This is a genomic window from Pseudomonas sp. Irchel s3f10, from assembly GCF_900187515.1.
GTDB classification, from domain to species: Bacteria; Pseudomonadota; Gammaproteobacteria; order Pseudomonadales; family Pseudomonadaceae; genus Aquipseudomonas; species Aquipseudomonas tensinigenes.
Window position 1 is genome coordinate 560,282 of sequence record NZ_FYDZ01000002.1, and the last position, 25,069, is coordinate 585,350.

At 59.2% G+C, this 25,069-nt stretch carries 23 protein-coding genes; 12 read left to right on the top strand and 11 right to left on the bottom strand.

Annotation, left to right across the window (positions count from 1 at the left end; genetic code table 11):
- Positions 1–53: 53 nt before the first annotated feature.
- Positions 54–1,553 (bottom strand): efflux transporter outer membrane subunit, encoded by a 1,500-nt coding sequence (locus tag CKW17_RS07755; protein ID WP_095119401.1) that lies wholly within the window; start codon positions 1,551–1,553, stop codon positions 54–56.
- Between the two features lie 275 nt (positions 1,554–1,828).
- On the opposite strand from CKW17_RS07755, the gene CKW17_RS07760 reads away from it, so the two are divergent.
- The 3 genes from CKW17_RS07760 to CKW17_RS07770 all read left to right on the top strand — a co-directional run bounded on the left by CKW17_RS07760 (position 1,829) and on the right by CKW17_RS07770 (position 4,416).
- Positions 1,829–2,797 (top strand): LysR family transcriptional regulator, encoded by a 969-nt coding sequence (locus CKW17_RS07760; protein ID WP_007914118.1) that lies wholly within the window; start codon positions 1,829–1,831, stop codon positions 2,795–2,797.
- Positions 2,798–3,198: 401 nt separating this feature from the next.
- Positions 3,199–3,573, top strand: a complete 375-nt coding sequence (locus CKW17_RS07765; protein ID WP_095119402.1) for a DUF6124 family protein — start codon at positions 3,199–3,201, stop codon at positions 3,571–3,573.
- A 468-nt stretch (positions 3,574–4,041) separates the two neighbouring features.
- Positions 4,042–4,416, top strand: a complete 375-nt coding sequence (locus CKW17_RS07770; protein WP_095119403.1) for a DUF6124 family protein — start codon at positions 4,042–4,044, stop codon at positions 4,414–4,416.
- A 115-nt stretch (positions 4,417–4,531) separates the two neighbouring features.
- Here the strand turns inward: CKW17_RS07770 and CKW17_RS07775 are convergent, their stop codons facing one another.
- Complete coding sequence (locus CKW17_RS07775) at positions 4,532–4,993, bottom strand: hypothetical protein (RefSeq protein ID WP_095119404.1); 462 nt, start codon at positions 4,991–4,993, stop codon at positions 4,532–4,534.
- A gap of 345 nt (positions 4,994–5,338) precedes the next feature.
- On the opposite strand from CKW17_RS07775, the gene CKW17_RS07780 reads away from it, so the two are divergent.
- Together CKW17_RS07780 and CKW17_RS07785 are read left to right on the top strand one after the other, a co-directional pair.
- Positions 5,339–6,313 carry a D-glycerate dehydrogenase gene (locus CKW17_RS07780; protein WP_095119405.1) on the top strand — a complete coding sequence of 325 codons (975 nt, stop codon included), beginning with the start codon at positions 5,339–5,341 and terminating at the stop codon, positions 6,311–6,313.
- A gap of 146 nt (positions 6,314–6,459) precedes the next feature.
- Positions 6,460–6,969 carry a DUF2165 family protein gene (locus CKW17_RS07785; protein ID WP_095119406.1) on the top strand — a complete coding sequence of 170 codons (510 nt, stop codon included), beginning with the start codon at positions 6,460–6,462 and terminating at the stop codon, positions 6,967–6,969.
- A gap of 19 nt (positions 6,970–6,988) precedes the next feature.
- Here CKW17_RS07785 and CKW17_RS07790 read toward each other — a convergent pair whose 3' ends face one another.
- Positions 6,989–7,891 carry a DMT family transporter gene (locus CKW17_RS07790; protein ID WP_095119407.1) on the bottom strand — a complete coding sequence of 301 codons (903 nt, stop codon included), beginning with the start codon at positions 7,889–7,891 and terminating at the stop codon, positions 6,989–6,991.
- Between the two features lie 138 nt (positions 7,892–8,029).
- On the opposite strand from CKW17_RS07790, the gene CKW17_RS07795 reads away from it, so the two are divergent.
- Positions 8,030–8,905: an AraC family transcriptional regulator gene (locus tag CKW17_RS07795; RefSeq protein WP_095119408.1), complete on the top strand. Its 876-nt coding sequence runs from the start codon at positions 8,030–8,032 to the stop codon at positions 8,903–8,905.
- 331 nt (positions 8,906–9,236) lie between these two features.
- Here the strand turns inward: CKW17_RS07795 and CKW17_RS07800 are convergent, their stop codons facing one another.
- The 6 genes from CKW17_RS07800 to CKW17_RS07825 form a co-directional block, all read right to left on the bottom strand.
- Complete coding sequence (locus CKW17_RS07800) at positions 9,237–11,666, bottom strand: TonB-dependent receptor (protein WP_095119409.1); 2,430 nt, start codon at positions 11,664–11,666, stop codon at positions 9,237–9,239.
- 198 nt (positions 11,667–11,864) lie between these two features.
- A complete protein-coding gene (locus CKW17_RS07805) occupies positions 11,865–12,854 on the bottom strand; it encodes a FecR family protein (RefSeq protein ID WP_095119410.1) in 990 nt (329 codons plus the stop codon).
- The gene (locus CKW17_RS07810) at positions 12,851–13,417 is read right to left on the bottom strand and encodes an RNA polymerase sigma factor (RefSeq protein ID WP_095119411.1); all 567 of its coding nucleotides are present in this window, start codon (positions 13,415–13,417) and stop codon (positions 12,851–12,853) included. Before CKW17_RS07810 ends, CKW17_RS07805 begins: the two co-directional genes overlap by 4 nt.
- A 1-nt stretch (position 13,418) precedes the next feature.
- Complete coding sequence (locus CKW17_RS07815; protein WP_095119412.1) at positions 13,419–13,745, bottom strand: DUF3325 domain-containing protein; 327 nt, start codon at positions 13,743–13,745, stop codon at positions 13,419–13,421.
- Positions 13,745–15,331: a PepSY domain-containing protein gene (locus CKW17_RS07820; protein ID WP_095119413.1), complete on the bottom strand. Its 1,587-nt coding sequence runs from the start codon at positions 15,329–15,331 to the stop codon at positions 13,745–13,747. The genes CKW17_RS07815 and CKW17_RS07820 overlap by 1 nt, the downstream gene beginning before the upstream one ends.
- Positions 15,328–15,633 (bottom strand): DUF3649 domain-containing protein, encoded by a 306-nt coding sequence (locus tag CKW17_RS07825; RefSeq protein ID WP_016986986.1) that lies wholly within the window; start codon positions 15,631–15,633, stop codon positions 15,328–15,330. The genes CKW17_RS07820 and CKW17_RS07825 overlap by 4 nt, the downstream gene beginning before the upstream one ends.
- Before the next feature lie 190 nt (positions 15,634–15,823).
- On the opposite strand from CKW17_RS07825, the gene CKW17_RS07830 reads away from it, so the two are divergent.
- The 4 genes from CKW17_RS07830 to CKW17_RS07845 all read left to right on the top strand — a co-directional run bounded on the left by CKW17_RS07830 (position 15,824) and on the right by CKW17_RS07845 (position 20,339).
- Entirely contained in the window at positions 15,824–16,312 is a 489-nt protein-coding gene (locus CKW17_RS07830) for a sigma-70 family RNA polymerase sigma factor (RefSeq protein WP_095119414.1), read from the top strand.
- Positions 16,309–17,241: a DUF4880 domain-containing protein gene (locus tag CKW17_RS07835; protein WP_095119415.1), complete on the top strand. Its 933-nt coding sequence runs from the start codon at positions 16,309–16,311 to the stop codon at positions 17,239–17,241. Before CKW17_RS07830 ends, CKW17_RS07835 begins: the two co-directional genes overlap by 4 nt.
- Before the next feature lie 90 nt (positions 17,242–17,331).
- Positions 17,332–19,665, top strand: a complete 2,334-nt coding sequence (fecA, locus tag CKW17_RS07840; protein WP_095119416.1) for a TonB-dependent Fe(3+) dicitrate receptor FecA — start codon at positions 17,332–17,334, stop codon at positions 19,663–19,665.
- A 305-nt stretch (positions 19,666–19,970) separates the two neighbouring features.
- A complete protein-coding gene (locus CKW17_RS07845; protein WP_095119417.1) occupies positions 19,971–20,339 on the top strand; it encodes an endonuclease domain-containing protein in 369 nt (122 codons plus the stop codon).
- A 240-nt stretch (positions 20,340–20,579) separates the two neighbouring features.
- Here the strand turns inward: CKW17_RS07845 and CKW17_RS07850 are convergent, their stop codons facing one another.
- On the bottom strand, positions 20,580–20,984 hold the full coding sequence (locus tag CKW17_RS07850; protein WP_016986992.1) for an HPF/RaiA family ribosome-associated protein: 405 nt from the start codon (positions 20,982–20,984) through the stop codon (positions 20,580–20,582).
- Between the two features lie 200 nt (positions 20,985–21,184).
- Positions 21,185–22,132: a LysR substrate-binding domain-containing protein gene (locus tag CKW17_RS07855; RefSeq protein ID WP_095119418.1), complete on the bottom strand. Its 948-nt coding sequence runs from the start codon at positions 22,130–22,132 to the stop codon at positions 21,185–21,187.
- 135 nt (positions 22,133–22,267) lie between these two features.
- On the opposite strand from CKW17_RS07855, the gene CKW17_RS07860 reads away from it, so the two are divergent.
- Positions 22,268–23,644 (top strand): L-serine ammonia-lyase, encoded by a 1,377-nt coding sequence (locus CKW17_RS07860; protein WP_095119419.1) that lies wholly within the window; start codon positions 22,268–22,270, stop codon positions 23,642–23,644.
- A gap of 86 nt (positions 23,645–23,730) precedes the next feature.
- On the top strand, positions 23,731–25,032 hold the full coding sequence (locus CKW17_RS07865) for a serine/threonine transporter (protein ID WP_095119420.1): 1,302 nt from the start codon (positions 23,731–23,733) through the stop codon (positions 25,030–25,032).
- The last annotated feature ends 37 nt before the right edge of the window (positions 25,033–25,069 follow it).

Genomic DNA, 25,069 nt, shown 5'->3' on the forward strand with positions numbered 1-25,069 from the left:
CGACTGATGCACCGCTATCGCGAGCAGGCTCACTCCTACAATGGGTTGTGTGTTCAACGCAGCAGTGTCGGGGTTTTCGGCGCTTGGGTTTTCTCGGCAGTCGGCACGTCGTTGCCGGCACCGAGGCCACCGCCGAGCGCAGTGACCAGTTCCGCATGCGCACTCAACCGCGCCGCCTGCACCTGCTGCTGCACTTGCTGCTGCTTGAACAGCAACGTCTGCGCATTGAGCACGTTGAGGTAATCGGTGAGGCCGCGCTGATACGCGATCATCGCGATGTCGTAAGTCTTCTGCGCCGTGGCCACCGACTCGGCGGCAAAGCCTTGCTGCTTGTCCATCGACTCGCGGCGGATCAACTGGTCGGAAATGTTCTTCAGCGCATTCACCAGCGTCTGGTTGTAATGCGCCACGGCGATGTCGTAACCGGCGGAAGCCTCGCCCAATTCGGAGCGCAAACGCCCTCCGTCAAAGATCGGCAACGAGATCGCCGGGCCGACGTTGTAGTTGAGTTTCTTGCCGGTCAAAAACTCCAGCGCGCCACCACCGGTGGCCATGTAGCCGAGGCTGCCGACCAAATCTACGTTGGGATAAAAACCGGCATGCGCGACATCGATACCGCGCGCCTGCGCCGCCACTTGCCAGCGACTGGCAACCACATCCGGACGCTGGCCGAGCAGTTCGGCGGGCAATGCCGACGGCAGTTTCAGCGCAGCACCGAGGGACAATGTCGGGCGCTGCAACTGTGCGCCCTCGCCTGGCCCTTTACCCGCCAGAGCGGCAAGCTGATTGCGGCTCAGGGCAATTTCTTCATCCAGCGCATCGATTTGCCGATGGGTTTCCGGCAGCGGCGTTTCCGCCTGGCTGACTTCGAAGTGGGTGCCGATCCCGCCGTTCAAACGCTTCTGTGCCAGATCGAGAATCTGCTGTTGCTGCTTGAGCGTCGCCGCGACGATGTCGCGCTGGGCGTAATGCAGCGACAGTTCGATGTAGGCGCGGACGATGTTGTTCTGCAATTCGAGCTGCGCCAATCGCGCCTCGGCGGCGCTCATGTGCGCCAGATCCACAGCCCGTTCGCTGGCATTGCTTTCACGGCCCCAGAGGTCGAGCGCGTAGCTGAAACCGAGCGCGGCGTTGTTGTCCCAGGTCGTGGTGTTGGCCAGCTCGCCCGGACCGTAGAACTGATCGGTCGGCCAGTTGTGCCGCTTGAGCGTCGACTCGCCATTGATCTGCAACGACTCGGCCGCCTCGGCGACGCCGGCCATGGCTTTGGCCTGCCGTACACGCGCGGCGGCCATGGCCATGCTCGGGCTGCCCTGCACGGCGAGGTCAATCCAGCGATTGAGTTGCGGGTCGCCGTAGGCTTGCCACCATTGCGCGGTGGGCCAGTTAGCGTCACGGGCGGCATGCGCGATGGCGTCGTCGGTGGCCAGTGAATTGGCCTCCAGCGCCTTGCCCTGTGGAGCAATTCCGTCCGTTGAGATGCAGCCGCCAAGACCCAGGGTAAAAGCCAGAACACTGAGCGGCAAAAGCGCTCTGTTGATGCGACGCGGCACAGCTGCGAATTCCTGAGAAAGGGGTAGATCGAGGACCCATGCAGGAGCTGCCGCAGGCTGCGATCTTTTGATCTTGATTCCCTTAAAACAAAATCAAAAGATCGCAGCCTGCGGCAGCTCCTACAGGGATCGGCGCAATTCTATGGAACGCCCTGTACGGCGATAAGCTGGGATTTCTGTGAATCTTTGTTACGGTTAACGAGATAATCCCTAAGTCGGGGGTCTCGCCCCGGAAACTTCGTGTCACAATTTGCCATCTCCCTTGAGAGCACCCCATGGACACTTTGCAAAACATGCGCGCCTTCAGTTGTGTCGCCGAAGCCGGCAGCTTCACCGCCGCCGCCGTGCAACTCGACACCACCACCGCCAACGTCTCGCGCGCGGTCTCCAACCTGGAAGCCCACCTGCAAACCCGCTTGCTCAACCGCACCACGCGGCGCATTGCCCTGACCGAAGCGGGCAAGCGTTACCTGCTGCGCTGTGAGCAGATTCTGGCCTACGTCGAAGAGGCCGAAGCCGAAGCCAGCGACGCCCACGCGCGCCCGGCCGGGCAATTGAAAGTGCACACCATGACCGGCATCGGCCAGCACTTCGTCATCGACGCCATCGCCCGCTACCGCAAGACCCACCCCGACGTGACTTTCGACCTGACCCTGGCCAACCGAGTGCCGGACCTGCTCGACGAGGGCTACGACGTGTCCATCGTGCTCGCCAGCGAACTGCCGGATTCCGGCTTCGTCTCGCAACGCCTGGGCATCACTTACAGCATCGTCTGCGCCTCGCCGGCCTACGTGAAAGCCAACGGTGCCGCGCAAAAGCCCAGCGACCTGCTCAACCACGCCTGCCTGCGCCTGGTCAGCCCGGTGATTCCGTTGGAGAAGTGGGCCTTCGACGGCCCGGAAGGCCAGGAAATGGTCACCATCAACAGCTCGCCATTTTTGGTGAACTCCGCCGACGCGATGAAAACTGCGATCACCAGTGGCATGGGGGTGGGCGTGTTGCCGGTGTATGCGGCGATCGAAGGCTTGCGCAACGGCACATTGGTGCGGGTCATGCCGAACTACCGCTCGCAAGAGCTGAACCTGTATGCGATCTACCCGTCACGGCAATATCTGGATGCGAAGATCAAGACGTGGGTTGAGTATTTGCGTGGGTCGTTGCCGGAAATTCTCGCGGCGCATCAGGCGGAACTGGCCGCTTACGAATTAAGTGGCAGCCTCGCCGGCGCGCGTGTCGCCAACTGATTTTCAACACACCACGAAACCTGTAGGAGCTGCCGCAGGCTGCGATCTTTTGATCTTGATGTTTAATCGCAGCCTACGGCCGAGCCTACAGAAACGGGTATTTCACGGATCTTTCCGACAGGTTTTGACGGTTGTCCGTCGGAAGTGCGGTGGCTAGGATTTGGGTGTCGCTGACGCATCAGCGACCGGGTCTGGAAAACCCGATTTCAACTACCAAAGCTCATGGCATACTGCGGCGCTTTTTCTGCTCGCAATGTTATGGCGGCTGTACGCGGGAGGCCCTTGGGCCTGCCGGTTTTGGCAAGTTGACCGGTTTTTCCAGTCTGCGTACAGCTGCCACCCTTTCGCCTGGAAAACGAAAAGTGGCAGCTTCAACTCAACTTGCCACGAGTATGTTTCCTATGTTCAAACCAACGCCCAATCCGCCCGAAGCGGAGAACACCACTCCTTACGAATTTCCCGGCTCAAAGAAATTCCACGAAGCCGCCGAGCGCGCCCTCGACCACTACCTCAAACCCAACGCACTCACCCTGCGCTTCCACAAACCCAGCACCATGTTCCAGGTCGCCCCGGAACAGGACAGCGAAAGCCTGCTGGTCCACGCCTGCGAATCCCTGGCCCAGGCCAGCCTCATGACCAGCGACATCGCCGCCTACATCGACCTGCCGCAACGACGGACGATCTTGGCGATTCAGCAGATCATCATGCTCGCCGAACTGGCGGTGAACCGGGTGCTGGATAACCACGAAATCCCGCAATCCCCGGCACACAACTAAAAGCCCCTCACCCTAACCCTCTCCCAAAGGGAGAGGGGACTGACCGAGGTGTTTGGACGAGTTACACCGACGTGCGATACCGAGTCGAACTCAGATTTTGAAATGCCCAAAAATCGGCTCCCTCTCCCTCGGGAGAGGGCTGGGGTGAGGGGTAAATTCACCGCGAAACAAAGGCCGAGCGCGTGTCTTCCCCTTTCACCTTCGGCTGCTGCCATGACCAAACCTTAAACGGAAAATCATCTTCGCGCAGATCAGCCACAGCCTGCGGTCGCCGGACTTCCCGTTTAAAAATCAAGCAATCCACACCTACGACAACTCCTACGAAAACCAGGAATCTGCGGATGTTTCCGACAGGTTTTGACGGTTGTCCGTCGGAAGTGTGGTGGCTAGGATTTGGGTGTCGCTGACGAGTCAGCAACCGGGCTTGGTCGCTCGGCTTATGAATGGAGCACTTCAAGGAGTTCCACCGTGCTCAATCCCCCTCAAAATCCCCCCGAAACCGACGACACTACCCCCTACGAATTCCCCGGCTCAAAGAAATTCCACGAAGCCGCCGAACGCGCCCTCGACCACTACCTCAAACCCAACGCCCTCACCCTGCGCTTTCACAAACCCAGCACCATGTTCCAGGTCGCCCCGGAACAGGACAGCGAAAGCCTGCTGGTTCACGCCTGCGAATCCCTGGCCCAGGCCAGCCTCATGACCAGCGACATCGCCGCCTACATCGACCTGCCGCAACGGCGCACGATTCTGGCGATTCAGCAGATCATCATGCTCGCCGAACTGGCGGTGAATCGCGTGCTGGATAATGTGGAAGTGACACTGCCCACCACGCATCGCTAATCCTTAGGAGCAGCCTGAGTCCAGCGCGGGACGTCCACATCTATCGATAAACGTGGACGTCCCGATGGACGGCGATCGCTCAAAAAAACATTGATTGAATAAAAATAGAGTCGTGTTATTTCTTAACATGCTCAAGACCTGAAACATCTCTGAATGCACCAATCGCTTTTAACTTTGGCTCTGTTGAATGGTTTTGAACTTCCAAGTCAAACCCCACTGCCAATGTACCTTTAGCATAGTCGAAACTCACAGTTACAGCTCCACTGCCATAAACAGCCGGATACGGCGTGATTTTTGTCCAGTCATCGGACTTTTCGACCAAACTATAAAAAATAGACAGCCCTGAATCAGCCTCATAATCATGCTTACCATTAGTGATATCAGCCTTAAACCTGAACGTCAGAGACCCTGATCGCGTGGCATCAAATTGCTGACGTGCATTAACGTAAACTTCCTCACCATTCGTTGCGAAGGTTTCAACCACGCCGTTGAAAGGTGCAAGACTATCAATGAGAACATTGGCCGTACCGCTCACATTTTTCTGTTGGTTTGAAAACAGAAAAAATTCATTTTTCATGAGAAGTCCTTTTATCAAAGTTGACTGTCGCGGAAATACGAAATAAAAGACTGCCATTATTATGTTTTACCCGCACCTGTCAGAAATGACAGTCTTAGAGACTTATTCGCAATAAAAGCCTTTATCGACGATCTTTTTTTGTTATAAGCGAAGTCATCAAAAGTTCAGCGCACGTTTAGAACAGCAACACTAGGAGAGACTCGGGATGAACACGGAGCCGCCCCCCGAAAAACCGTAGATTGGCCCAAAAGCCCGAGAGGCAGATCGGCGCACAAGCCGCCAAGACAACCCCAAGCCAGAAATGTTAGCGTGCTTGGTATCAAGCCCGAACAAGAGCCAAAAACGATGAAAAAGACTGTCCTGGCCTTCAGCCGCATCACCCCGCCCATGATCGAACGCCTCCAGCAAGAATTCGACGTCATCGTCCCCAACCCAAAAGCCGGCGACATCAACGCCCAATTCAACGAAGCCCTGCCCCACGCCCACGGCCTCATCGGCGTCGGCCGCAAACTCGGCCAGGCCCAACTCGAAACCGCGACAAAACTCGAAGTAGTCTCCAGCGTCTCCGTCGGCTACGACAACTACGACCTCGACTACTTCAACCAACGCGGCATCATGCTCACCAACACCCCGGATGTGCTCACCGAAAGCACCGCCGACCTCGCCTTCGCCCTGATCATGAGCAGCGCCCGCCGCGTCGCCGAACTCGACGCCTGGACCAAGGCCGGCCAATGGCAAGCCAGCGTCGGCGCCCCGCTGTTCGGCTGCGACGTCCACGGCAAAACCCTCGGCATCGTCGGCATGGGCAACATCGGCGCCGCCGTCGCCCGCCGTGGCCGCTTCGGTTTCAACATGCCGATCATCTACAGCGGCAACAGCCGCAAGACCGACCTGGAACAAGAACTCGGCGCACAATTTCGCAGCCTCGATCAACTGCTCGCCGAAGCCGATTTCGTCTGCCTGGTGGTGCCGCTCAGCGACAAGACCCGCCACCTGATCAGCCATCGCGAACTGGCCCTGATGAAACCCGACGCCATTTTGGTGAACATATCGCGTGGCCCGGTGGTCGATGAACCGGCCCTGATCGAAGCCCTGCAAACCAAGCGCATTCGTGGTGCCGGCCTCGACGTTTACGAAAAAGAACCGCTGGCCGAATCGCCGCTGTTCCAGTTGAGTAACGCCGTGACCCTGCCGCACATCGGCTCGGCGACAAATGAAACCCGCGAAGCCATGGCCAATCGTGCACTGGCCAATCTGCGCAGCGCCCTGCTCGGCGAACGCCCGCAGGATCTGGTCAACCCGCAAGTCTGGCGCGGATAAAAAAGTACGGGCAAGTGCCAAACCGCACTTGCCCGTTAGTTACCCCATACACAACTTGAAATTGAACATCAAAGCCAAATATATATCAGCATTATAAGCTCTGCCCGGCTGCCGAATTATCGACACTCGCTATGGAGAGCTAAACCTTGAACGCCCTGACCACTGACAAACTTATTCGCTACAGCAAAGTTATATTAATGGCCTATATCAGCTTCTTTGGCCTGCTGGTGATGATCCACAACTTCACCGACTATGATTCAAACTACACTTACGTGGCGCACATCCTGAGCATGGACACCACCACTGCCAGTGAAACAATCAAGTATCGAGCTATTGATTCGCCAATGATTCATCATCGGATCTACTGGTTCATCATCACCCTGGAGGTCACGTATACAGTGTTGTGCCTGATCGGCACCTATCAGCTGTATCGCAACATCAACGCCCCTGCAGAAATATTCCACGAGGCGAAGAAGTTTTCGATCATGGGCATACTGGCGGCCATTTTCATTTATTACGTCTGCCTGCAAACCGTTGGAGTGGAATGGTTTGACATGGACACTTCGCAATCATGGAATGCCAAGGACTGGGCGCGACATATCGTTGATTTCATTTTCCCGGTAATGATTTACATCACATTGAAAGTCGAGCGCTGAAGTTCAGCGCTCGTTTATTTCAAGCCAACTTTCCCTGTACCGGCGCCACCACCGATTTCGGTTTACGAAACACCAGTACGTTGCCCAGCATCACTAACACCAGACCGACCAGCGCCGGCGCTGTCCATTGGTAACCTTCAGCAAATGCCGAGACGTTCAGCGCCACGATCGGGAACAGGACGGTGCAGTAAGCCGCCCGCTCCGGGCCCATGCGTCCGACCAGCGTCAGATACGCGGTGAAACCGATCACTGAACCCGGGATGACCAGATACAGCAGCGCACCGACATAACGCGGACTCCAATCCATGTCGAACGCAATGCCCTTGACCAGGCACCACACCGACAGCATCGCCGCACCATAGGCCATGCCCCAGGCGTTGGTGGTCAGCGGCTTGAGACCGGCCTTCTGCTGCAGACTCGAGAGCATGTTGCCCGCCGAGAAACACAACGTGCCGCACAACGCCAGGCCGAGACCGAGCAAGGTTTGCGGGCTGGCCTGATGTCCGGCCAATTCCGGCCAGAACAACATGCCCAACCCGAACAGCCCCAGCGCACCGCCCATCAGCACATTGCGCGCGATACGTTGACCGAAGAACACTCGCGCATTCAGCGCGTTCCACAGCGTCGCAGTTGAGAACACCACCGCGACCAGACCACTGGGGATCCACTGACTGGCGGTCAGGAAGCACATGAAGTTGACGCAGAATAAACACAACCCTTGAGCCACGCAGATCAAATGCCCACGGCGGTTCATCGGTTGCAGCCGTCGGCTGAGCAGCAACAACGCAAACAGAACCAGCGCGGCGAGGCCGAAGCGATAGACGATCGACACCGGAATAGCCACCACGCCCAGTTGCCATTTCAAGGCAATCCAGGTGGTGCCCCAAATCAGCACGGTCAACAAATACAACGACAGGTTCATGGCACACACTCCTCGAAAGGCCTTGAGTGTCCGTCCGGTCAGGCTTGTGCGCTTGCAGATTCTTGCGCTTTTGTCGGGCGGCAGGCTGGCAGCGCGGCCCCTACGGAGTAGGATGCAAGGCGTTGAAGAGAACCGACCATGGCCGCCATCGATACCCTGCAAGTCTTTCAAGCGTTAAACAGCTCGCCCAACGCACGCCTTGTGCACAGCGCCGAGCTCGGCGACGGCTTGTCTGCCGCTTTGTGGACCAACCACCACGATGCGCAGGATTATGAAGCGCCGAGCCACCACACGCTGTCCTGCTACATCGCCGGTGGTACCGGCACATTCCGTCGCGATCAACCCGGTCAGAAAGGCGGGCCGGACAAGCTGTGCATCCTGCCGGCCGATCATGAGTCAGGCTGGGTGATCAACGGCGATATCCGCCTGGCGCACCTGTATTTCAGCGCCGAACAATTTGCCCTCGGTTGCGTCACGCTGCTTGATCGCGAACCCCGTGAGATGCAATTGCGCGAGCAGACCTTCCTCGAAGACCCACAACAGGCGCAACGCTTCCGGCGGTTGCTGACGCTGAATTGGGACGAACCCGCCGAACGTTTGCTGACCAGCAGCCTCGCCCATGAATTGATCAGCCACACCTTGCTCAGCCAAGTGGATGCGCGTCAGGATTTGCGGTTGAAGGGTGGATTGGCGCCACACCAGCGGCGGCAATTGGTGGAGTTCATCGACACTCAGTTGGCCGAGCCGATCAGCCTGGGGCAACTGGCCGGGTTGTGCGCGCTGTCGGAATACCACTTTGCGCGGATGTTCCGGACGAGTTTCGGCCTGCCGCCGCATCAATACGTGCTGGCGCGGCGCTTGAGCCGGGCACGAGAGTTGTTGCGCGGGACGGCGTTGCCGTTGGGCGAGATTGCGCTGGCGTGCGGGTTTGCCAGCGCGAGTCATTTCACCAATCGGTTCAAGCAGGTTTTGGGCGGGACGCCGGGGGAGTATCGGCAGGCGTTTTTGCGTTGAGCCCTTTTTCCCTCACCCCAGCCCTCTCCCAGAGGGAGAGGGGGCTGACCGAGGTGTCTGGCGCTGTACGTCGACCTGAAACACCGAATCGATTATGGATTCAAAGCATCACGTTCAAGTCGGTGTACCTCTGGAATATCCCCCGGTCAGTCCCCTCTCCCCCAAAGAGAGGGGGCCGACCGAGGTGTCTGGCGTTGTACATCGACCTGAATGATCGAGTCGATTATGGATTCCAAGCATTACTTTCAGGTCGGTGTATCTCTCGAATATCCCACGGTCAGTCCCCTCTCCCCCCGGGAGAGGGTTAGGGTGAGGGGCTTTTGATCTTGCCTTAAAACTCCAAAGTGCTCGACAGCGATACCTGCCGCGAATCCCCCATCGACACAAAGAATCGGCTCGCCGCCGAGGTGTAATACGTGCGGTCAAACAGGTTCTTCACATTGAGCTGAAACTTGACCTTCTGCCCCTCAACCCTGGTGTCGTAAGTGGCAAACGCATCGGCCACGGTATAGCTCGGCAGATCAAAGTCATTCACCGCGTTCCCCGCACGTTCACCGACATACCGCGCCCCGGCGCCGACGCGCAACTGGTCACCGCCGATCACACTGCCGAAGTCATACACCGCCGACAATGAGCCGGAATTCTTCGCCACGTTTTGCAGGCGCTTGCCTTTGTAGTCCGGGTCTTCGGTCACTTCGGCATCGGTGTAGGCGTAGCTGCCGATCATGCTCCAGTGATCAGTCAGTTGGCCGGTCAAATCCATTTCCAGACCGCGCGAACGCACCTCGCCGGCCGCGCTGTAAATCGTCGTCGGGCCTTCGGAATTGGCCACCAGCACATTGCGTTTCTTGATGTCGAACAACGCGATGTTGCCAGTGACGCGCCCCGGCATATCCAGACGCGCGCCGAGCTCCCATGACTTGGCTTCTTCCGGCGCGATGCTGCCGTCGAGCACGGTGCTACTGCCGCTCAGCGGGGCGATAGTCGAGTTGGGTTTGAACGATTCGGTGTAGCTGCCGTAGAACGACAAGGCGTCGGTGTAGCGATACACCAGACCGGCGCGCGGCACCCACTTCTGCCCGTTGCTGTCGGTGTTGGCCTTGAACGGTACGCCTTTGCCCGCGTACTGGTCGTACTCCTGGAAGCGTCCGCCGGCGACCAGAATCCACTGGTCGTTGAGGTGAATCGAGTCCTGCATGAACACCGAATCGCTGCGCAGTTCATCAGTCTGCGCGCTGTCGGGGGCGCTGACGGTCGTACCGGCGACTTCGCGGCCATACACCGGACTGAGGTAGCTGAACGTGGTCAGGCTTTTCTGCCGGATCAAGTCCTCGCGGTAGATCTTGCGGTACTCGTCATCGACGCCGAACACCAGATCATGCTGCATGCCCAGCACGTTGACCTTGCCTTCGAGACTGGCGGTGGTGAAACGGTCGGTGCTGATCGCGTTCTGGGTGCCGTCCATGCTGCGGGTCAGCGTGCCTTTGTTGGTGTCGATGGCGGTCACGCGAACCTGGCTGGCGTCGTAGGTTTCGCGGTTCCAGCTGTAGCCGAAATGCGCTTTCCAGTCGTCGTTGAGGTCGTGGTCGGCTTCAAAGTGATACAGGTCCGAGCGGCCTTCCATGTTGTTGAACGGCTCGTCGAGACGCTCCTTGCGCGAGATGTCCAGCGGGTGATTGGTGCGCGGATCGATCAGCGTGCCACGGTCGAACGGCGTGAGAAATTCACGGTGCTCGTAGGCGAACAACAGCTTGGTGCTCTCGCCGAACCAGGCCAGCGACGGGGCGATCAGGGTTTCACGATGGGTGCCGAAGTTGCGCCAATAATCTTCGTCTTCGTGGTCGAGCACCATGCGATAGGCCAGCCCGGAATCGCCCAACGGGCCGGTGCTGTCGAAGGTGCCGCCGCTGCCGTTCTTGCCCTCGCCGTAAGTCGACCCGCGCAAGGTCAGCGCATTGTATTGCGTCAGTTCGGGCTTCTTGCTGACCATGTTGACCACACCACCGGGGTCTTGAATGCCGTACAGCAAAGAGGCCGGACCTTTGAGCACTTCGACGCGATCAACCGTGGCGTTCATGCCACGGCCCTGCACGATCGGCATGCCGTCGCGCATGATCGAGCCGTTGCGGTTGTCACCGAAACCGCGGGTCATCACCGAATCCTGCGTGCTGCCCAAGGTGTTGCCTTGGGTAATGCCGCTGACATTGGCCAGCGCGTCATCCAGATTGCGCGGCGCCTGATCGCGGATCACTTGCGCCGGGATGACGTTGATGGTCTGCGGGACTTCCTGCAACGACGCTGAGGAACGCATCACCGAACTGGTTTCCGGTGGTTGGTAACTCATCGACTCGTCGCGGGTCGAGGTGATGGTGGTGGCGCCGAGGTTCAACGCGCCTTCGGTGGGTTTGGGTTCCAGTGCCAGCGTGTGACTATCGGTGCGACGGAAGTTGAGGCCGGAACCGCTGAGCAGACGTTGCAGGGCCTGTTCGGCACTCATCTGGCCATTGACGGCCGGTGCGGTGAGGCCGTACGGCGCTTCGTCGGTGTAGACCACGCTCTGCCCGGTGACGCGGCTGAAGTCGCTCAAGGCTTGCGGCAGCGGTTTGGCGGCCAGGGAAAAATTGAACTGCTTTTGCGCCTGGCTGCTGACGGTTTCAGCGGCCAGAGACACGCTTATCGGCAGCAATGCCAATGCCGAAAAACTCAATGCCGACACGCCCAACCACTGTTTGACCGAACCCGATTTTGCCCTGGACTTCATGACTCAATGACCTGTGTAGAACCGCTACGGATGCGAATGAATCGCAGTTTCAGTCACTACACGGATTGGGCTCGGGTTTACCTCACCACAAATCTGAAAATATTTTTGCAGATCAAAAGATCGCAGCCTTCGGCAGCTCCTACATTGGAATGCGATCCCTGTAGGAGCTGCCGAAGGCTGCGATCTTTTGACTTTGCCTCAACGCAAAATAATCAGATGCCCCAACACCTGATGCTGCTCAAACCCCATCACCCCTTGCAGCGAACTCAACACAGCCTGCGGATCCTTGCTCGGAAAACTGCCACTGACCTTGCGCGCCGCCAGCTCATCGTTGAGCAACACAATCCGCCCTGGGTAATAGCGCCGCAGATCCTCCACCACATCGCCCAGCGTCGACTTGTAGTAAGTCAGCCAGCCCTGACGCCACGCCAATTGCCCTTCGCTGTCCACGGCATGCAGTTTTTCCGCCGCACCGTCACCGTAAGCAACCTGCTGGCCGGCTGTGAGAATCTGTTGTTCACCACCACGCTCCGCCGTCACCCCGACGCGCCCGGACAACACCGTCACCTGCGCGCCTTGCGGTTGCAGTCGCACTTCGAATTGCGTCCCGAGCACCCGCGCCTGACCTTTCTCGGCCTCGACCACAAACGGCTCGCCGGTGTGCGTAACCGTGAAAAATCCGGCACCGCGACGCAACTGGACATGCCGCTCGCCACGGCTGAAATCCACGGCAATCGCACTGTCAGCATCCAGCGTTACTTGCGATTGATCAGCCAGGGTCACGGTGCGAATTTCCCCCGGTGCTGAAACGTAATCCGCGCCCAGATCATCGATCCAGCGCTGCGGTTGCCAGCCGGTGCCAAGGCTGACCATCAGCAACAGACACGCGGCCATCGCCAGCGCCCCCGACCAACGCAAAAGCTGCGGACGGCGCGGGCGATCCATCGCATCGAGAAAGCCCTGCAACGCCAAAGCCTCTTCATCGGCCAGCGTGCGCGCCGGGCTTTCGCTCAGTTCCCAGACCACCTGCGCCTGCGCATAGGCCTCGGCATGCGCCGGATCCGCCCGCAGCCATTGGCTGAAGGTCAATTGATCGCCCGCACTCGGCCGATCATGCAACAGGCTCAGCCACGCAAACGCGGCCTGCTCTTGCGCGGGCGTCGGGATGATCGAATCGGATCGGTTCACGGTGCTTTCCCTGGCAGGCGTGGCGCGGGTTCGCGCAGGCTGGCCTTGCAGGCCTCGAGGGCGCGCATCATATGTTTTTCCACGGCACTTTGGGACAGGCCCATGGCTTTGGCGATTTCCGCGTACTTGCGGCCGTGGATGCGATTGAGCAAAAAGATCTGCCGGGTACGCTCGGGCAACGCACGCAACGCCGCTTCGACATGGCGCAGATCATTGCCCGCTTCCAGCGCCGCTTGCGGTTCGCTGCCGTGGCTGTGCGGCGCGTCCGGTTGCCAGCCTTCGTTGACGCGCGTGCGCGTGCCTTCGCTGCGCAAATGGTCGATGGCAATGTTGCCGGCGCAGCGTAAAAGATAGGTGCTGAGTTCTTCGACCTGCACCAGCGGCCGCCGCCAGAAACGCAGAAACAGGTCCTGCACCAGATCCGCCGCCGTCGCCCGGCAACCGACGCGGCGGTTCACCAGCGCCTCCATCTGCGAACGCTGGGACAAAAACACCTGAAGAAAATGCGCACGCGCCCCGCGCGGCTCGTCGTCGCGGGATTCCGGCGGATGATCGATCAGCACTTCAGCACTGCGCCCATGCGGCGACCGGGCTGGCCAGCAGACTGACACCGGCCAGTGCCAATGCGAAACGCGGGCGATACGGCAGCAGCAATACCAACGCCAGGGCGCTGAGCATCAGCACGGCGAACCAGTCGACCAGACCGAAACTCCAGCCATTGGCAGAAACGGCGGCCCACAGCGACAAGCCCAACAAAAACCACCCGGCCAGTTTCAGGCCCTGACGGCGACGCGTGGAAGGCTTGCGGCTGAGCAATTCATCGTGGTGCCGAGGCATCGACAGGCACAACGCGGTGAATCCGGCGTAGGTGAGCAACAGGGCCAGCAGCATCAGTTAACCCCTTGCTCAAGAGTGATCGTCCGTGGCGTTTCGCGACGTGGCTTTTTAACGCTGACGGTGCTGCCGGCGCGCTGCATTTTCCATGCGGCCCACGCCAGAAACAGACCTGTGGCGAGGCAGGTCAGATCAAAACCGGCCAACGCCCAATCGCGCTGCAGCAAAGCCACGCCGAGGTTCCAAGGAGTGGTCAGCGCATTGATCAGCGGCACCGCGACAAACAGCGCGGCACCGAGCACAAGCTGTTCAATCCAGGCCTTGCGCCCCGGCCGTAACAGCGCGTGCAGCACGCTCAGGCCCCAGGCCATGAAGAAAGCGTTCACTTCCCAATCGGCACGCCCGGCAAGGCTCACCGGCAACAGACGATTGGCCAGGAAGAACACCGCCACCGCCGACACCAGCCCGGCCATGCTGGCGATGTTCAGTACTTCCACCAGCCGCAGTTCGAACGGCATCACGCCGCTCTTGGCATGTTTGAGTTGCCGCTTGCCGAGCCAGATAACCAGCCCGGTGCCGATCATCGCGGTGCCGGCCAGCCCACAGATGAAATACAGCCAGCGCAACACCGACCCGGCGAAGTGGCCCATGTGCAAACCATAGAACGCACCGCCCACCGCCATCGCCAGCGGCTGTTCCGGTGTGCTGCCGAGCATCTGCCCGGTCACACCGTTGAAGGTCACGGCGCGGCCGAAATCATGCACCACGCGATCCCCCGCACGGGACAGCACCACCGTCGCATTGGCATCCCCCGGATTGCTCACCGACAGACGCGCCGTATGGCCGCCCGACCATTGCTCGCTGGCCTTGCTCAACAGCGGCGCCATGGACGTCAAAGGCGCAGCGATATCGGCGCGTTCCGGGGTCTTCGAAGCGGGGAAAACTTCGTCATAAAACGTGCGCACGTCACTGCCGTAAGACGCGACGATGCTCGCCGGCATGACCATCGACATGAAAATCACCAGGCTGCTGTAGGTGATCATCAAGTGAAACGGCAACACCAATACGCCGACCGCGTTATGCCCGTCGAGCCAGGAGCGCTGACCCTTGCGCGGGCGGAAGGTGAAGAAGTCCTTGAAGATTTTCTTGTGGGTGATGATTCCGGTGATCAACGCGACAAACATCACCATCGCAGCAATGGTCGACAGCCAACGGCCCCACGGGTAAGGCATTTGTAGCTGAAAGTGGAAGCGATAAAAGAACTCGCCGCCCATGCTGTCGCGGCCCTGCACTTCGGCGCCGGTTTGCGCATCCAGAGTTTTGGCTTCGAAACGTCCGCGCTCACCCGGTTTTGCCGGTGCTTGCTGCCAACGCACGGTCAGGCCGGGATCACGGGCATCGGGCAAATCGATGAGCCAGCGTGAAGCGCCCGCCGCGTGTTGTTGCAGATAATCCTGGGCCAGCGTCAGGCTGGTCTCGGCACTCACCGAACGAGCAGGGATTTCCGGCTGCATCCAGTGGCTGATTTCATCCTTGAAATAGGCCAGCGTCCCGGTCAGAAAAATCGCGAACAGCAACCAGCCGAACAGCAGTCCGGCCCAGGTGTGCAGCCAGGCCATCGCCTGACGAAAACCCTCTTTCATGCCAGGCCCAATCCGCGTGCTGCGCCGGAGATGGTTGCCAGAATCACGCTCGGCACCAGCAAACCGACCCAGGCTGACCACGCCGTACGGCAGGCAAAGCACCAGAGCACCGCCACCAGATAGACCAGAAAGGAAATGGTCATGCCGGTCACCACCGCTTCGGCGCGGCTCAACGGCAGCCACAGCGTCAGGGTGACACTGGCCAGCGCCGCAACGAGATAGCCGCCAAACACCGCCGCCAACACCCGTGAGGTGACGGCCAGACGATAGGACATGGGAAGTGTGGCGAGTTTGCCTTTCATGTTTCGACCCTGAAACGAAAAACGTCCGGCCGATCAGCCGAACCTACAGGCAACCAATATTAATGATAAATATTCTCATACGCAAAAGCATCTGATTGCCGGTTTAGCGTTTCGCCCCTTACAATGCGAACAGTTCTTGTTCTCTAACGCATACTCTCTACCGCGCCATCAAGCGCCCGGAGTAATACCGTTGTCGTCCGCCCATCTCGTCGAATCGCTCTATCAGGCTCATCACAGTTGGCTGACTGGCTGGCTGCGGCGCAAACTCGGCTGCCCGGACAGCGCGGCGGATCTTGCCCAGGACACGTTTATCAAGGTGCTGACCGCCCGCGAACCGCCGGTGATCATCGAGCCGCGCGCCTTTCTGACGACGTTGGCCAAGCGCGTTCTGTTCAATCATTACCGCCGTCAGGATGTCGAACGCGCTTACCTCGACACCTTGGCGCAGATGCCGGACATGGTCGCGCCGTCGGAAGAACACAAGGCGATCATCCTGCAAACCCTGATGGAGCTGGATCAGTTGCTCGACGGTTTGCCGCGCCAGGTCAAACGTGCCTTTTTGCTGGCGCAGGTCGATGGCCTGACTTATCCACAGATCGCCGCTGAACTCGACATCTCTGTGGCCACGGTCAAACGTCATTTGAACAAAGCGGCGATGCGCTGCTACTTCGCCCTATGAACCGCGCGCCGGATTTCTCCTCCCAAGTGGCTGAACAGGCCGTGTATTGGTTGATGGAAATGCAGCAAGGCACGCTCTCCCCGCACCAGCAACACGCCTGGCAACAATGGCTGGACGCGCACAGCGAACACCGGCGGGCGTGGGAACACATTCAACGGGTCAACCAGCGCTTGCGCGGTGTGTCTTCGCCGCTGGCACACGCGACGTTGAACGGACCAAAGTCCGGCAGCCGTCGTCAGGCGCTGAAACTGCTGCTGATTCTCGGTGCCGGTTCGGCGGTGACCTGGGGCATGCGCGAACACACCCCGCTGCCGTCGCTGTTCGCCGATTACCGCAGCCCGATCGGGCAACGGCGCAAGGTGGCACTCGGTGCCGGCGATCAGTTGCAACTCAACACCGCCAGTGCTGCGGATGTCGACACCTCGGCGCGACTGATCCGCTTGCTCGAAGGCGAAATCCTCCTGACTGCCGCGCAACCGTTCGAAGTGCGCACGGCCCAAGGCACTCTGAAAACTCACGGCGCACGCCTCAATGTGCGGCAATTTGCCGATCACACCCAGGTTGCGCTGTTTGAAGGCCGCGTCGAACTGAGCAGCAATGGACGCGCGCCGATGCTGCTGCCGCTCGCGCGTCAGTTGAGTTTTACCTCTGCTTCAGTCGCCGAAGCCAAGCCTTTGGACGCCAACAGCGGCGCCTGGGCCGACGGCATGATAGTGGCGGCACATATGCGTCTGGGCGACTTCCTCGATGAACTGGCTCGCTACCGTCGCGGCCAGCTCAATTGCGCCAAGAACGTCGCCGACCTGCTGATCTCCGGGACTTACCCGCTGGACGACAGCGAGCGGATTCTCGACCTGCTGGAAATCAGTTTGCCGGTGAAGGTGAGGCGCTTTACCCGTTACTGGGTGAGCGTCGAAGCACGGGTTTAAAAAACATCAAAAATAAATGAGCCGTTTTTCAGATCTGGCGTGACAGAGAAGGAAAGCCCCCTTGATTCAACCTTCTCAGGATCAACCACCATGCACCCAACCCGCCTCACGCCACTGGCCCGCAGCCTGCGCAATCTTGTCCTCGGCGCCAGCCTGAGTTTCAGTGCCCTGCCCGCCGCGCTGGCCGCTGATGCCAAGGCTTATCACATCGCGCCGTCGTCACTGGAAAACGCCCTCAACCAGTTTGGTCGTGAAGCGGGCGTGCTGATTTCGTTTGGTTCGCAAGTCACCAGCGGTGTGCAAAGCCGTGGCCTGGAAGGCAGTTACACACCTGAGCAGGGTTTGAATGCATTGCTTGAAGGCACCGGTCTGCAAGCGCGCGCCGAAGGCAACAATGCGTTCAGTCTGCAACCGGTGGCGGATGCCGCGCTGGAACTGGACACGTCGAAAGTCGTCGGCGACTGGCTCGGCGATGCTGCGCAAATCAACGTCTTCGAACATCCCGGTGCCCGTGATGTGATCCGTCGCGAAGAGTTCGAACGTCAGGGCGCAACGCAGGCCCGTGATGTGCTCAACCGTATCCCCGGCGTCAACGCCCCGGAAAACAACGGCACCGGCAGCCATGACATGGCGCTGAATTTCGGTATCCGTGGCTTGAACCCGCGCCTGGCCGCGCGCTCGACGGTGTTGATGGACGGCATTCCGGTGCCGTTCGCGCCTTACGGTCAACCACAGTTGTCGTTCGCGCCGATCAGCATGGGCAACATGGATGCCGTGGACGTGGTGCGTGGCGGTGGCGCAGTGCGGTATGGCCCGCAGAACGTCGGCGGCGTGGTCAACTTCGTGACCCGGGCGATTCCTGACGAGCCAACGGTCAAGGGTGGCTTCCAGACGGAAACCAGCCCTTCATCGAGTCACGATGGCTTCAAGACCAGCGCCAACCTGCTGGCCGGCGGCACCAACGCCAATGGTCTCGGCGGCGCGTTGCTCTACTCCGGCACCCGTGGCGGTGACTGGCGTGAGCACAGCGACACCGAGATCGACGACCTGATCCTCAAGGGCAAATACCAGCTCGACGAGGCCAACAGTTTCAACGCCATGGCCCAGTATTACGAAGGCAAGGCTGACATGCCCGGCGGTTTGAATGTCGCCGACTACGACGCCGATCCGTACCAGTCGACGCGACCGAAAGACCAGTTCTGGGGCCGTCGCACGATGTTCAACTTCGGCTATCGCTACCAGGAAGATCGCCGCGAATTCACCGCCAACACCTTCTTCACCAAGACCCTGCGCAGCGGTTATCTGGATCAGGGCAGCTTCTTGTCGCTGTCGCCGCGCGAGTATTGGGTGCGCGGCCTGGAAACCCGTTTCGCCCAAGGCTTCGACCTCGGCCCGACCAGCCACGAAGTCGGCGTCGGCTACCGCTACATCAACGAGGCTGGCCACGAACTGCGCTATCGCACGCCGATCGCCAGCAACGAATACCCGACCACCAACAGTCGCAATGACCGCGACACCCGTGGCGGCACCGAAGCCAATGCGTTCTTCGTCGATGACCGCATCGACATCGGCAAATGGACAATCACCCCGGGCGTGCGCTACGAGATGATCGAATCGCAGCAGACCAACAACCTGACCAACGTCAAATACAAGGGCGATTACAACACCGCGTTGCCGGCGCTGAACGTGCTCTATCACCTGACCGACAGCTGGAACCTGTACGCCAACACCGAAGGCTCGTTCGGCAGCGTGCAATACAGCCAGATGCCCAACCGTGTGACCAGCGGCGAAGTGAAACCGGAAAAGGCGCGCACCTGGGAACTCGGCACGCGCTATGACAACGGTGCGTTGCGGGCCGAGATCGGCGCGTTCCTGATCAACTTCGACAACCAGTATGAAAGTAATCAGACCAACGATTCGGTGATTGCCCGTGGCGAAACTCGCCATCAAGGGATCGAGACCAGCGTCAATTACGCGCTGGATGACTTGAGCCCGGCGCTGGCTGGTTTCGACGTCTACGCCAGCTATGCCTATGTAGACGCGACCATCCGCGAAGACGGGCCGAACAAGGGCAATCGCGTGCCGTTCTCGTCGAAACACAAAGGCACGATTGGCGTGGGTTACACCGAAGGCCCTTGGAAGTTGAATCTGGATAGCAGCTTCCAGAGCGATCAGTTCGCCGACAACGCCAACACCTCGAAGGAAAGTGCCGATGGCAGCACCGGCAAGATCCCGGGTTACATGCTGTTCAGCAGCCGCGCCGGGTATGACTTCGGGCCGCAGTTGTCGGATTTGAATGTGGCGGTAGGCGTGAAGAACATCTTCAACACGCAGTACTTCACGCGCTCGTTTGATGACAACAACAAGGGTAAGTATGTGGGTGAGCCGCGGACAGTTTATGTGCAGACTTCTGTGGCGTTCTGAGGGTTGAAAAGCCCCTCACCCTAACCCTCTCCCAGAGGGAGAGGGGACTGACCGGGGGATGCTTGCGAGGTACGCCGACCTGATTCTGCTTTGCCGAATCCATAATCGACTCGACCTGAAACCACTTTGCCGAATCTATAATCGACTCGGTCTTTCAGGTCGATGTACCCCGCAAGACACCTCGGTCGGCCCCCTCTCCCTCCGGGAGAGGGCTGGGGTGAGGGTCAACAGGTCAACAGGTCAACAGGTCAACAGGTCATGGTCTACAGTAAAACTTCAAACCAACTTCACAAGGATCGTGAAGCATGCAAACCCGCCCCACCCTCGCCCAGTTCGCCCGCCATCTACGAGTCAACCAAACCGATTGCGAACAGCTGCTCTGGCAAAAACTCCGCTCCCGCCAAATCGCCAATCTGAAATTTCGCCGGCAGTTTCCGTGTCCGCCTTACGTGCTGGATTTTTACTGTGCGGAGCTGAAATTGGCGATTGAGCTGGACGGTGGGCAGCATTTTGAAACAGCGGGATTGATTCATGACCAGCGCCGGACACGCTATCTGAACCAAAAGGGCATTGAAGTCGTGCGTTTCAGTAATCTTGAGGTAGCTCAGCAGATGGATGACGTACTGGAGCAGATCATAAGAATTGCGGCGAATCGAAAAATGCCCTCACCCTAACCCTCTCCCAGAGGGAGAGGGGACTGACCGGGGGATGCTTGCGAGGTACGCCGACCTGAACGTGCTGTGCCGAATCCATAATCGACTCGGTCTGTCAGGTCGATGTAGCCCGCAAAACACCTCGGTCGGCTCCCTCTCCCTCCGGGAGAGGGCTGGGGTGAGGGGCTTTTCTGCTACAAACAAAAAACGGGCCTGCTTCCGCAGGCCCGTTTTCATTGGGTGGCTTATAAAGTCAGCGCATCAACTGTTGATCGCTGCCTGTTCGTTCTCAAGAAATTCTTCCTCCAGCAGTGCGTCATTCGCCTTGCTAAATGGCACCACAGCAGCACGTGGCTTACCTCGCAGTTTGCCGAAAAGGTGCTCCAGAGCGTGCTCGAGTTTTTCGGCTGCACCGTCGATCGCCTGTTCCAGCGAATCGGCCTTGTGGGTCACGGAAATCGGTTGATGGCCTTTTGGCCGCGCTTCCAGTTGGCAGCGCAAGTCATGGGGACCTGGTTTGTCACCGTTCTCGTCGGCCAGATGGACTTCGACGCGGGTCAGGTCTTCTTCATAACGTTCGAGCGTGCTCTCAATGGTTGTACGTACCCACTCCTCCAGTCGTTGACTACTTTGAATATGGTTATCGCTGTTGACTTGGATTTGCATAGTTCATCCCTTATTTCAGCTAGCTCGCGAGGGGCCTTGAATTGAATTTCCTGACCCCTTGGTTACAACAATCGGCCCGACCGGCGAACATTTCAACCCCTGAAAAAAGATAAATTTTCATTCGCAAAAAAAGCCGGACAACCGAGCAAAGCACTGGTAAGGTCGGGAGTTGGGTCGCCTCGCGACCCAGCAATTTTTGTTCACAATTGCCCGTCATTCAACGGGTGCAAGCTGCGAAAAATCCCCGCTTCCTCCACCAGCCAGTCATGCACCGCACGCACGCCCGGATGGCTCAATGCCCCCGGCGCATACAGCAGCACGTAGCGTTTGTGATTGGGTACCGCCAGGCCAAACGGCACAATCAACGTCCCCCGTTCCAGCTCATCGTTGAGCAATGTACGACGGGCAATCGCCACGCCCATGCCGGCAATCGCCGCTTCGATGGTCAGGTGATTGCGATTGAAGGTATGCCCACGCCGTACGTCGGCGCCTTCAAAACCGATCGCGTTTAAATAGAACTCCCACTCCGCGTATTCATAACTGCCACGCCAAGCGGTGATGTCGTGCAATAACGGAAAATGCACCAGATCCGCCGGCCCGTGCAGCGGCGGTCGCCCACGCAACAGGCTCGGTGCACACACGGGAAAAATCTGCTCGTCGAGCAAGGCTGTGGATAACAATCCCGGGTAACTGCCGTCGTTCAAATCGATCGCCAGATCAAAGTCGCCTTCGTGCAACGGCACGCTACTGTCCTCGGCGACCAGCCGAAGCTGAATGTCCGGATAGCGCTGTTGCAGCCGCGGCAAGCGTGGAGTCAGCCATTTGCTGAGAAACGACGGAATCGAACGTACGCGTAAAATCCCGCTGATCATTCCGGCATCCAGTCGACGCAATTCGGCATCAATGCTGCCGTAGGCCTCGTTGACGGTGATCGCCAACCGCTGCCCTTCTGCGCTCAACTCAACGCCCCGTGCGCGCCGGTGAAACAGGCGAAAACCCAGGCGCTCTTCCAACTGACGAATCTGCTGACTGACCGCCCCCGGGGTGATGTGCAGTTCTTCGGCACAACGGGTGAACGACAGGTGCCGCGCGGCACAGGAAAACACCTGCAGCCAGACGTAGGTCTGGGCATGCAATTGACGACTCATCGTTTAGTCCTGCTAAAGGCTTACTTAGGAAGTTTCGTTAGTCACGTCGAACCGAGGTAGGCAGTATCGCCGACATTGCGCTTGTCCTACAAAAAATGGCAGCGATTCGTACTCCATTGCTTGTAAGGGTTTAGCATGGCTATCAGTGTTTTCGATCTATTCAAAGTCGGTATCGGCCCGTCCAGCTCCCACACCGTCGGTCCGATGCGCGCGGCGGCGACCTTCGCTCAAGCGCTGATTGATCAGCATTTGTTGAACGATGTGCGTCGTGTTGAAATCCGTTTATACGGCTCGCTGTCAGCCACCGGCGTCGGTCATGCCACCGACCGTGCCACGGTGATGGGCCTGATGGGCGAATGGCCGGACAGCATCGATCCGGCGACCATCGATCCACGTATCCAGCAACTGCGCGAGACAGGCCAACTGACCCTCGCCGGCCAGAGAGAAATTGCCTTCGACTGGCAGCGTGATCTCCTGCTGCTCGACGAGAGCCTGCCCTACCACCCCAACGCCATGTCGCTGACAGCCTTTGGCGAAAGCGCCGAGTTGTTCGAGCAGACGTACTACTCGGTTGGCGGCGGTTTCATCATCGAAGCGGCGGAAGCCGAGTCCGGTGTGGCGCCGGCCGGTGACGTGGTGTTGCCGTACGATTTCTCCAGCGCCGCCGAACTGTTGTCACTGTGCAAACAGCACAACCTGCGCGTCTCCGAACTGATGATGGCCAACGAGCGCGCCTGGCGTAGCGACGTGGAAATCCGCCAAGGTCTGCTGCACATCTGGTCGGTGATGCGTGAGTGCGTCGAACAAGGCCTGCGTCATGAAGGCATCCTGCCCGGCGGTCTGAATGTGCCGCGCCGCGCGGCGAAACTGCATCGCAGCCTGTTGGAAATCGGCAAGCCCAACGTGATCAGTTCAACGCTGTCGGCAATGGAATGGGTCAACCTGTTCGCCCTCGCCGTCAACGAAGAGAATGCTGCTGGCGGGCGCATGGTCACCGCGCCGACCAACGGCGCAGCAGGGATCATCCCGGCGGTGCTGCACTACTACATGAAATTCAATCCGGACGCGTCTGACGATGATGTCGTCGCTTTCTTCCTCGGCGCGGCCGCTGTCGGCATTCTGTGTAAGAAAAATGCCTCGATCTCCGGCGCCGAAGTCGGCTGCCAGGGTGAAGTCGGTTCGGCTTGCGCGATGGCAGCAGCGGGCCTGGCCGACGTACTCGGCGCCACTCCGGAGCAACTGGAAAACGCCGCCGAAATCGGCCTGGAACACAACCTTGGCCTGACCTGCGACCCGGTCGGCGGTCTGGTGCAAGTGCCGTGCATCGAGCGCAACGCCATCGCTGCGGTGAAAGCCATCAACGCCACACAAATGGCCCTGCGCGGCGACGGCAACCATTTCATTTCCCTCGACCGGGTGATCCGCACCATGCGCGATACCGGCGCCGACATGCATGACAAATACAAAGAGACTTCACGGGGCGGCCTGGCTGTGAACTGGGTGGAGTGCTGACGCGCATTCCCTGACCGCCCCGGCAGGCCGCCCAGTGCGGCCTGCCAACCGTGAGCCCGAGCAAAAATAATAACGAGGCGATACCGATGACCGATGTACGTACACCTGCTGCCGAAAATCCCGCTGTAGACCGCACCCGCAATGCAGAAACGGCCCACAAGGGCTGGAACAAATTCGACACCACCTGGATGCTTGGTCTGTACGGCACCGCCATCGGTGCCGGTACGTTGTTCCTGCCGATCAATGCCGGTGTCGGTGGTTTCTGGCCGTTGCTGATTCTCGCCGTGCTGGCTTTCCCGATGACGTTTTTTGCCCACCGTGGCCTGACCCGATTCGTGCTGTCCGGGCGCTCCGGGGATATCACCGAAGTGGTCGAAGAACACTTCGGCATCGGTGCCGGCAAGCTGATCACACTGCTGTATTTTTTCGCTATCTTCCCGATCCTGCTGGTGTACAGCGTGGCGCTGACCAACACCCTGAGCAGCTTCCTCGAACACCAATTGCACATCGCCCCGCCACCACGGGCGATTCTCTCGCTGGTGCTGATCCTCGGATTGATGGCGATTGTTCGTTGTGGTCAGAGCGTGATCGTCAAAGCCATGAGCGTGCTGGTGTATCCATTCGTCGCCGCGTTGCTGCTGCTCGCGGTCAGCCTGATTCCGAACTGGAACGGCGCGTTTTTCGCCAGTGCTCAAGAAGCCATGCCGATGTCCGTATTTCTCAAGACGCTGTGGCTGGCAATCCCGGTGATGGTGTTCTCGTTCAACCATTCGCCGATCATTTCCGCGTTTGCCGTTGATCAAAAACAGCGCTACGGCGAACAGGCAGAACGCAAGAGCAGTGGCATCCTCGCCATGGCGCACGGCATGATGGTCATCACGGTGATGTTCTTCTGCTTCAGCTGTGTACTGGCGTTGTCGCCGGCGGATCTGGCAGCGGCCAAGGCGCAGAACATTTCGATCCTGTCGTACCTGGCCAACCACTTCCAGACGCCAGTGATCGCTTACGCCGCGCCGCTGATTGCGCTGGTGGCGATCACCAAATCCTTCCTCGGCCACTACATCGGTGCCAGCGAAGGCTTTCAGGGCATGATCGTGAAAAGCCTGCGCAGCCGTGGCCGAGTGATGTCGACGAGCTGGCTGAACCGCACAACCGCCGTGTTCATGATTCTCAGTTGCTGGGCCGTGGCAACGTTCAACCCGAGCATCCTCGGCATGATCGAGGCTTTCGGTGGGCCAGTGATTGCCTGCCTGCTGTTCTTGATGCCGATGTACGCCATCCGCCGCGTGCCAGCCTTGCGCCAGTATTCGGGGCAGGCGTCCAACGTATTTGTGGCGTTGATCGGTCTGATTGCACTGTCAGCGATCATCTACCTGGTTCTGCCCTGAAAACGGGCCATTAAAAAAGGCGAGCCGCGTAGCTCGC

Bases quoted from the DNA above. Each gene is read 5' to 3' on its own strand.
- CKW17_RS07820 (WP_095119413.1), bottom strand. From the start codon at position 15,331: ATGAAAGAGGGTTTTCGTCAGGCGATGGCCTGGCTGCACACCTGGGCC.
- CKW17_RS07790 (WP_095119407.1), bottom strand. From the start codon at position 7,891: ATGAACCTGTCGTTGTATTTGTTGACCGTGCTGATTTGGGGCACCACC.
- CKW17_RS07850 (WP_016986992.1), bottom strand. From the start codon at position 20,984: ATGCAAATCCAAGTCAACAGCGATAACCATATTCAAAGTAGTCAACGA.
- CKW17_RS07760 (WP_007914118.1), top strand. From the start codon at position 1,829: ATGGACACTTTGCAAAACATGCGCGCCTTCAGTTGTGTCGCCGAAGCC.
- CKW17_RS07845 (WP_095119417.1), top strand. From the start codon at position 19,971: ATGCAAACCCGCCCCACCCTCGCCCAGTTCGCCCGCCATCTACGAGTC.
- CKW17_RS07780 (WP_095119405.1), top strand. From the start codon at position 5,339: ATGAAAAAGACTGTCCTGGCCTTCAGCCGCATCACCCCGCCCATGATC.
- CKW17_RS07825 (WP_016986986.1), bottom strand. From the start codon at position 15,633: ATGAAAGGCAAACTCGCCACACTTCCCATGTCCTATCGTCTGGCCGTC.
- CKW17_RS07835 (WP_095119415.1), top strand. From the start codon at position 16,309: ATGAACCGCGCGCCGGATTTCTCCTCCCAAGTGGCTGAACAGGCCGTG.
- CKW17_RS07765 (WP_095119402.1), top strand. From the start codon at position 3,199: ATGTTCAAACCAACGCCCAATCCGCCCGAAGCGGAGAACACCACTCCT.
- CKW17_RS07865 (WP_095119420.1), top strand. From the start codon at position 23,731: ATGACCGATGTACGTACACCTGCTGCCGAAAATCCCGCTGTAGACCGC.
- fecA (WP_095119416.1), top strand. From the start codon at position 17,332: ATGCACCCAACCCGCCTCACGCCACTGGCCCGCAGCCTGCGCAATCTT.
- CKW17_RS07815 (WP_095119412.1), bottom strand. From the start codon at position 13,745: ATGCTGCTGGCCCTGTTGCTCACCTACGCCGGATTCACCGCGTTGTGC.
- CKW17_RS07855 (WP_095119418.1), bottom strand. From the start codon at position 22,132: ATGAGTCGTCAATTGCATGCCCAGACCTACGTCTGGCTGCAGGTGTTT.
- CKW17_RS07800 (WP_095119409.1), bottom strand. From the start codon at position 11,666: ATGAAGTCCAGGGCAAAATCGGGTTCGGTCAAACAGTGGTTGGGCGTG.
- CKW17_RS07860 (WP_095119419.1), top strand. From the start codon at position 22,268: ATGGCTATCAGTGTTTTCGATCTATTCAAAGTCGGTATCGGCCCGTCC.
- CKW17_RS07775 (WP_095119404.1), bottom strand. From the start codon at position 4,993: ATGAAAAATGAATTTTTTCTGTTTTCAAACCAACAGAAAAATGTGAGC.
- CKW17_RS07795 (WP_095119408.1), top strand. From the start codon at position 8,030: ATGGCCGCCATCGATACCCTGCAAGTCTTTCAAGCGTTAAACAGCTCG.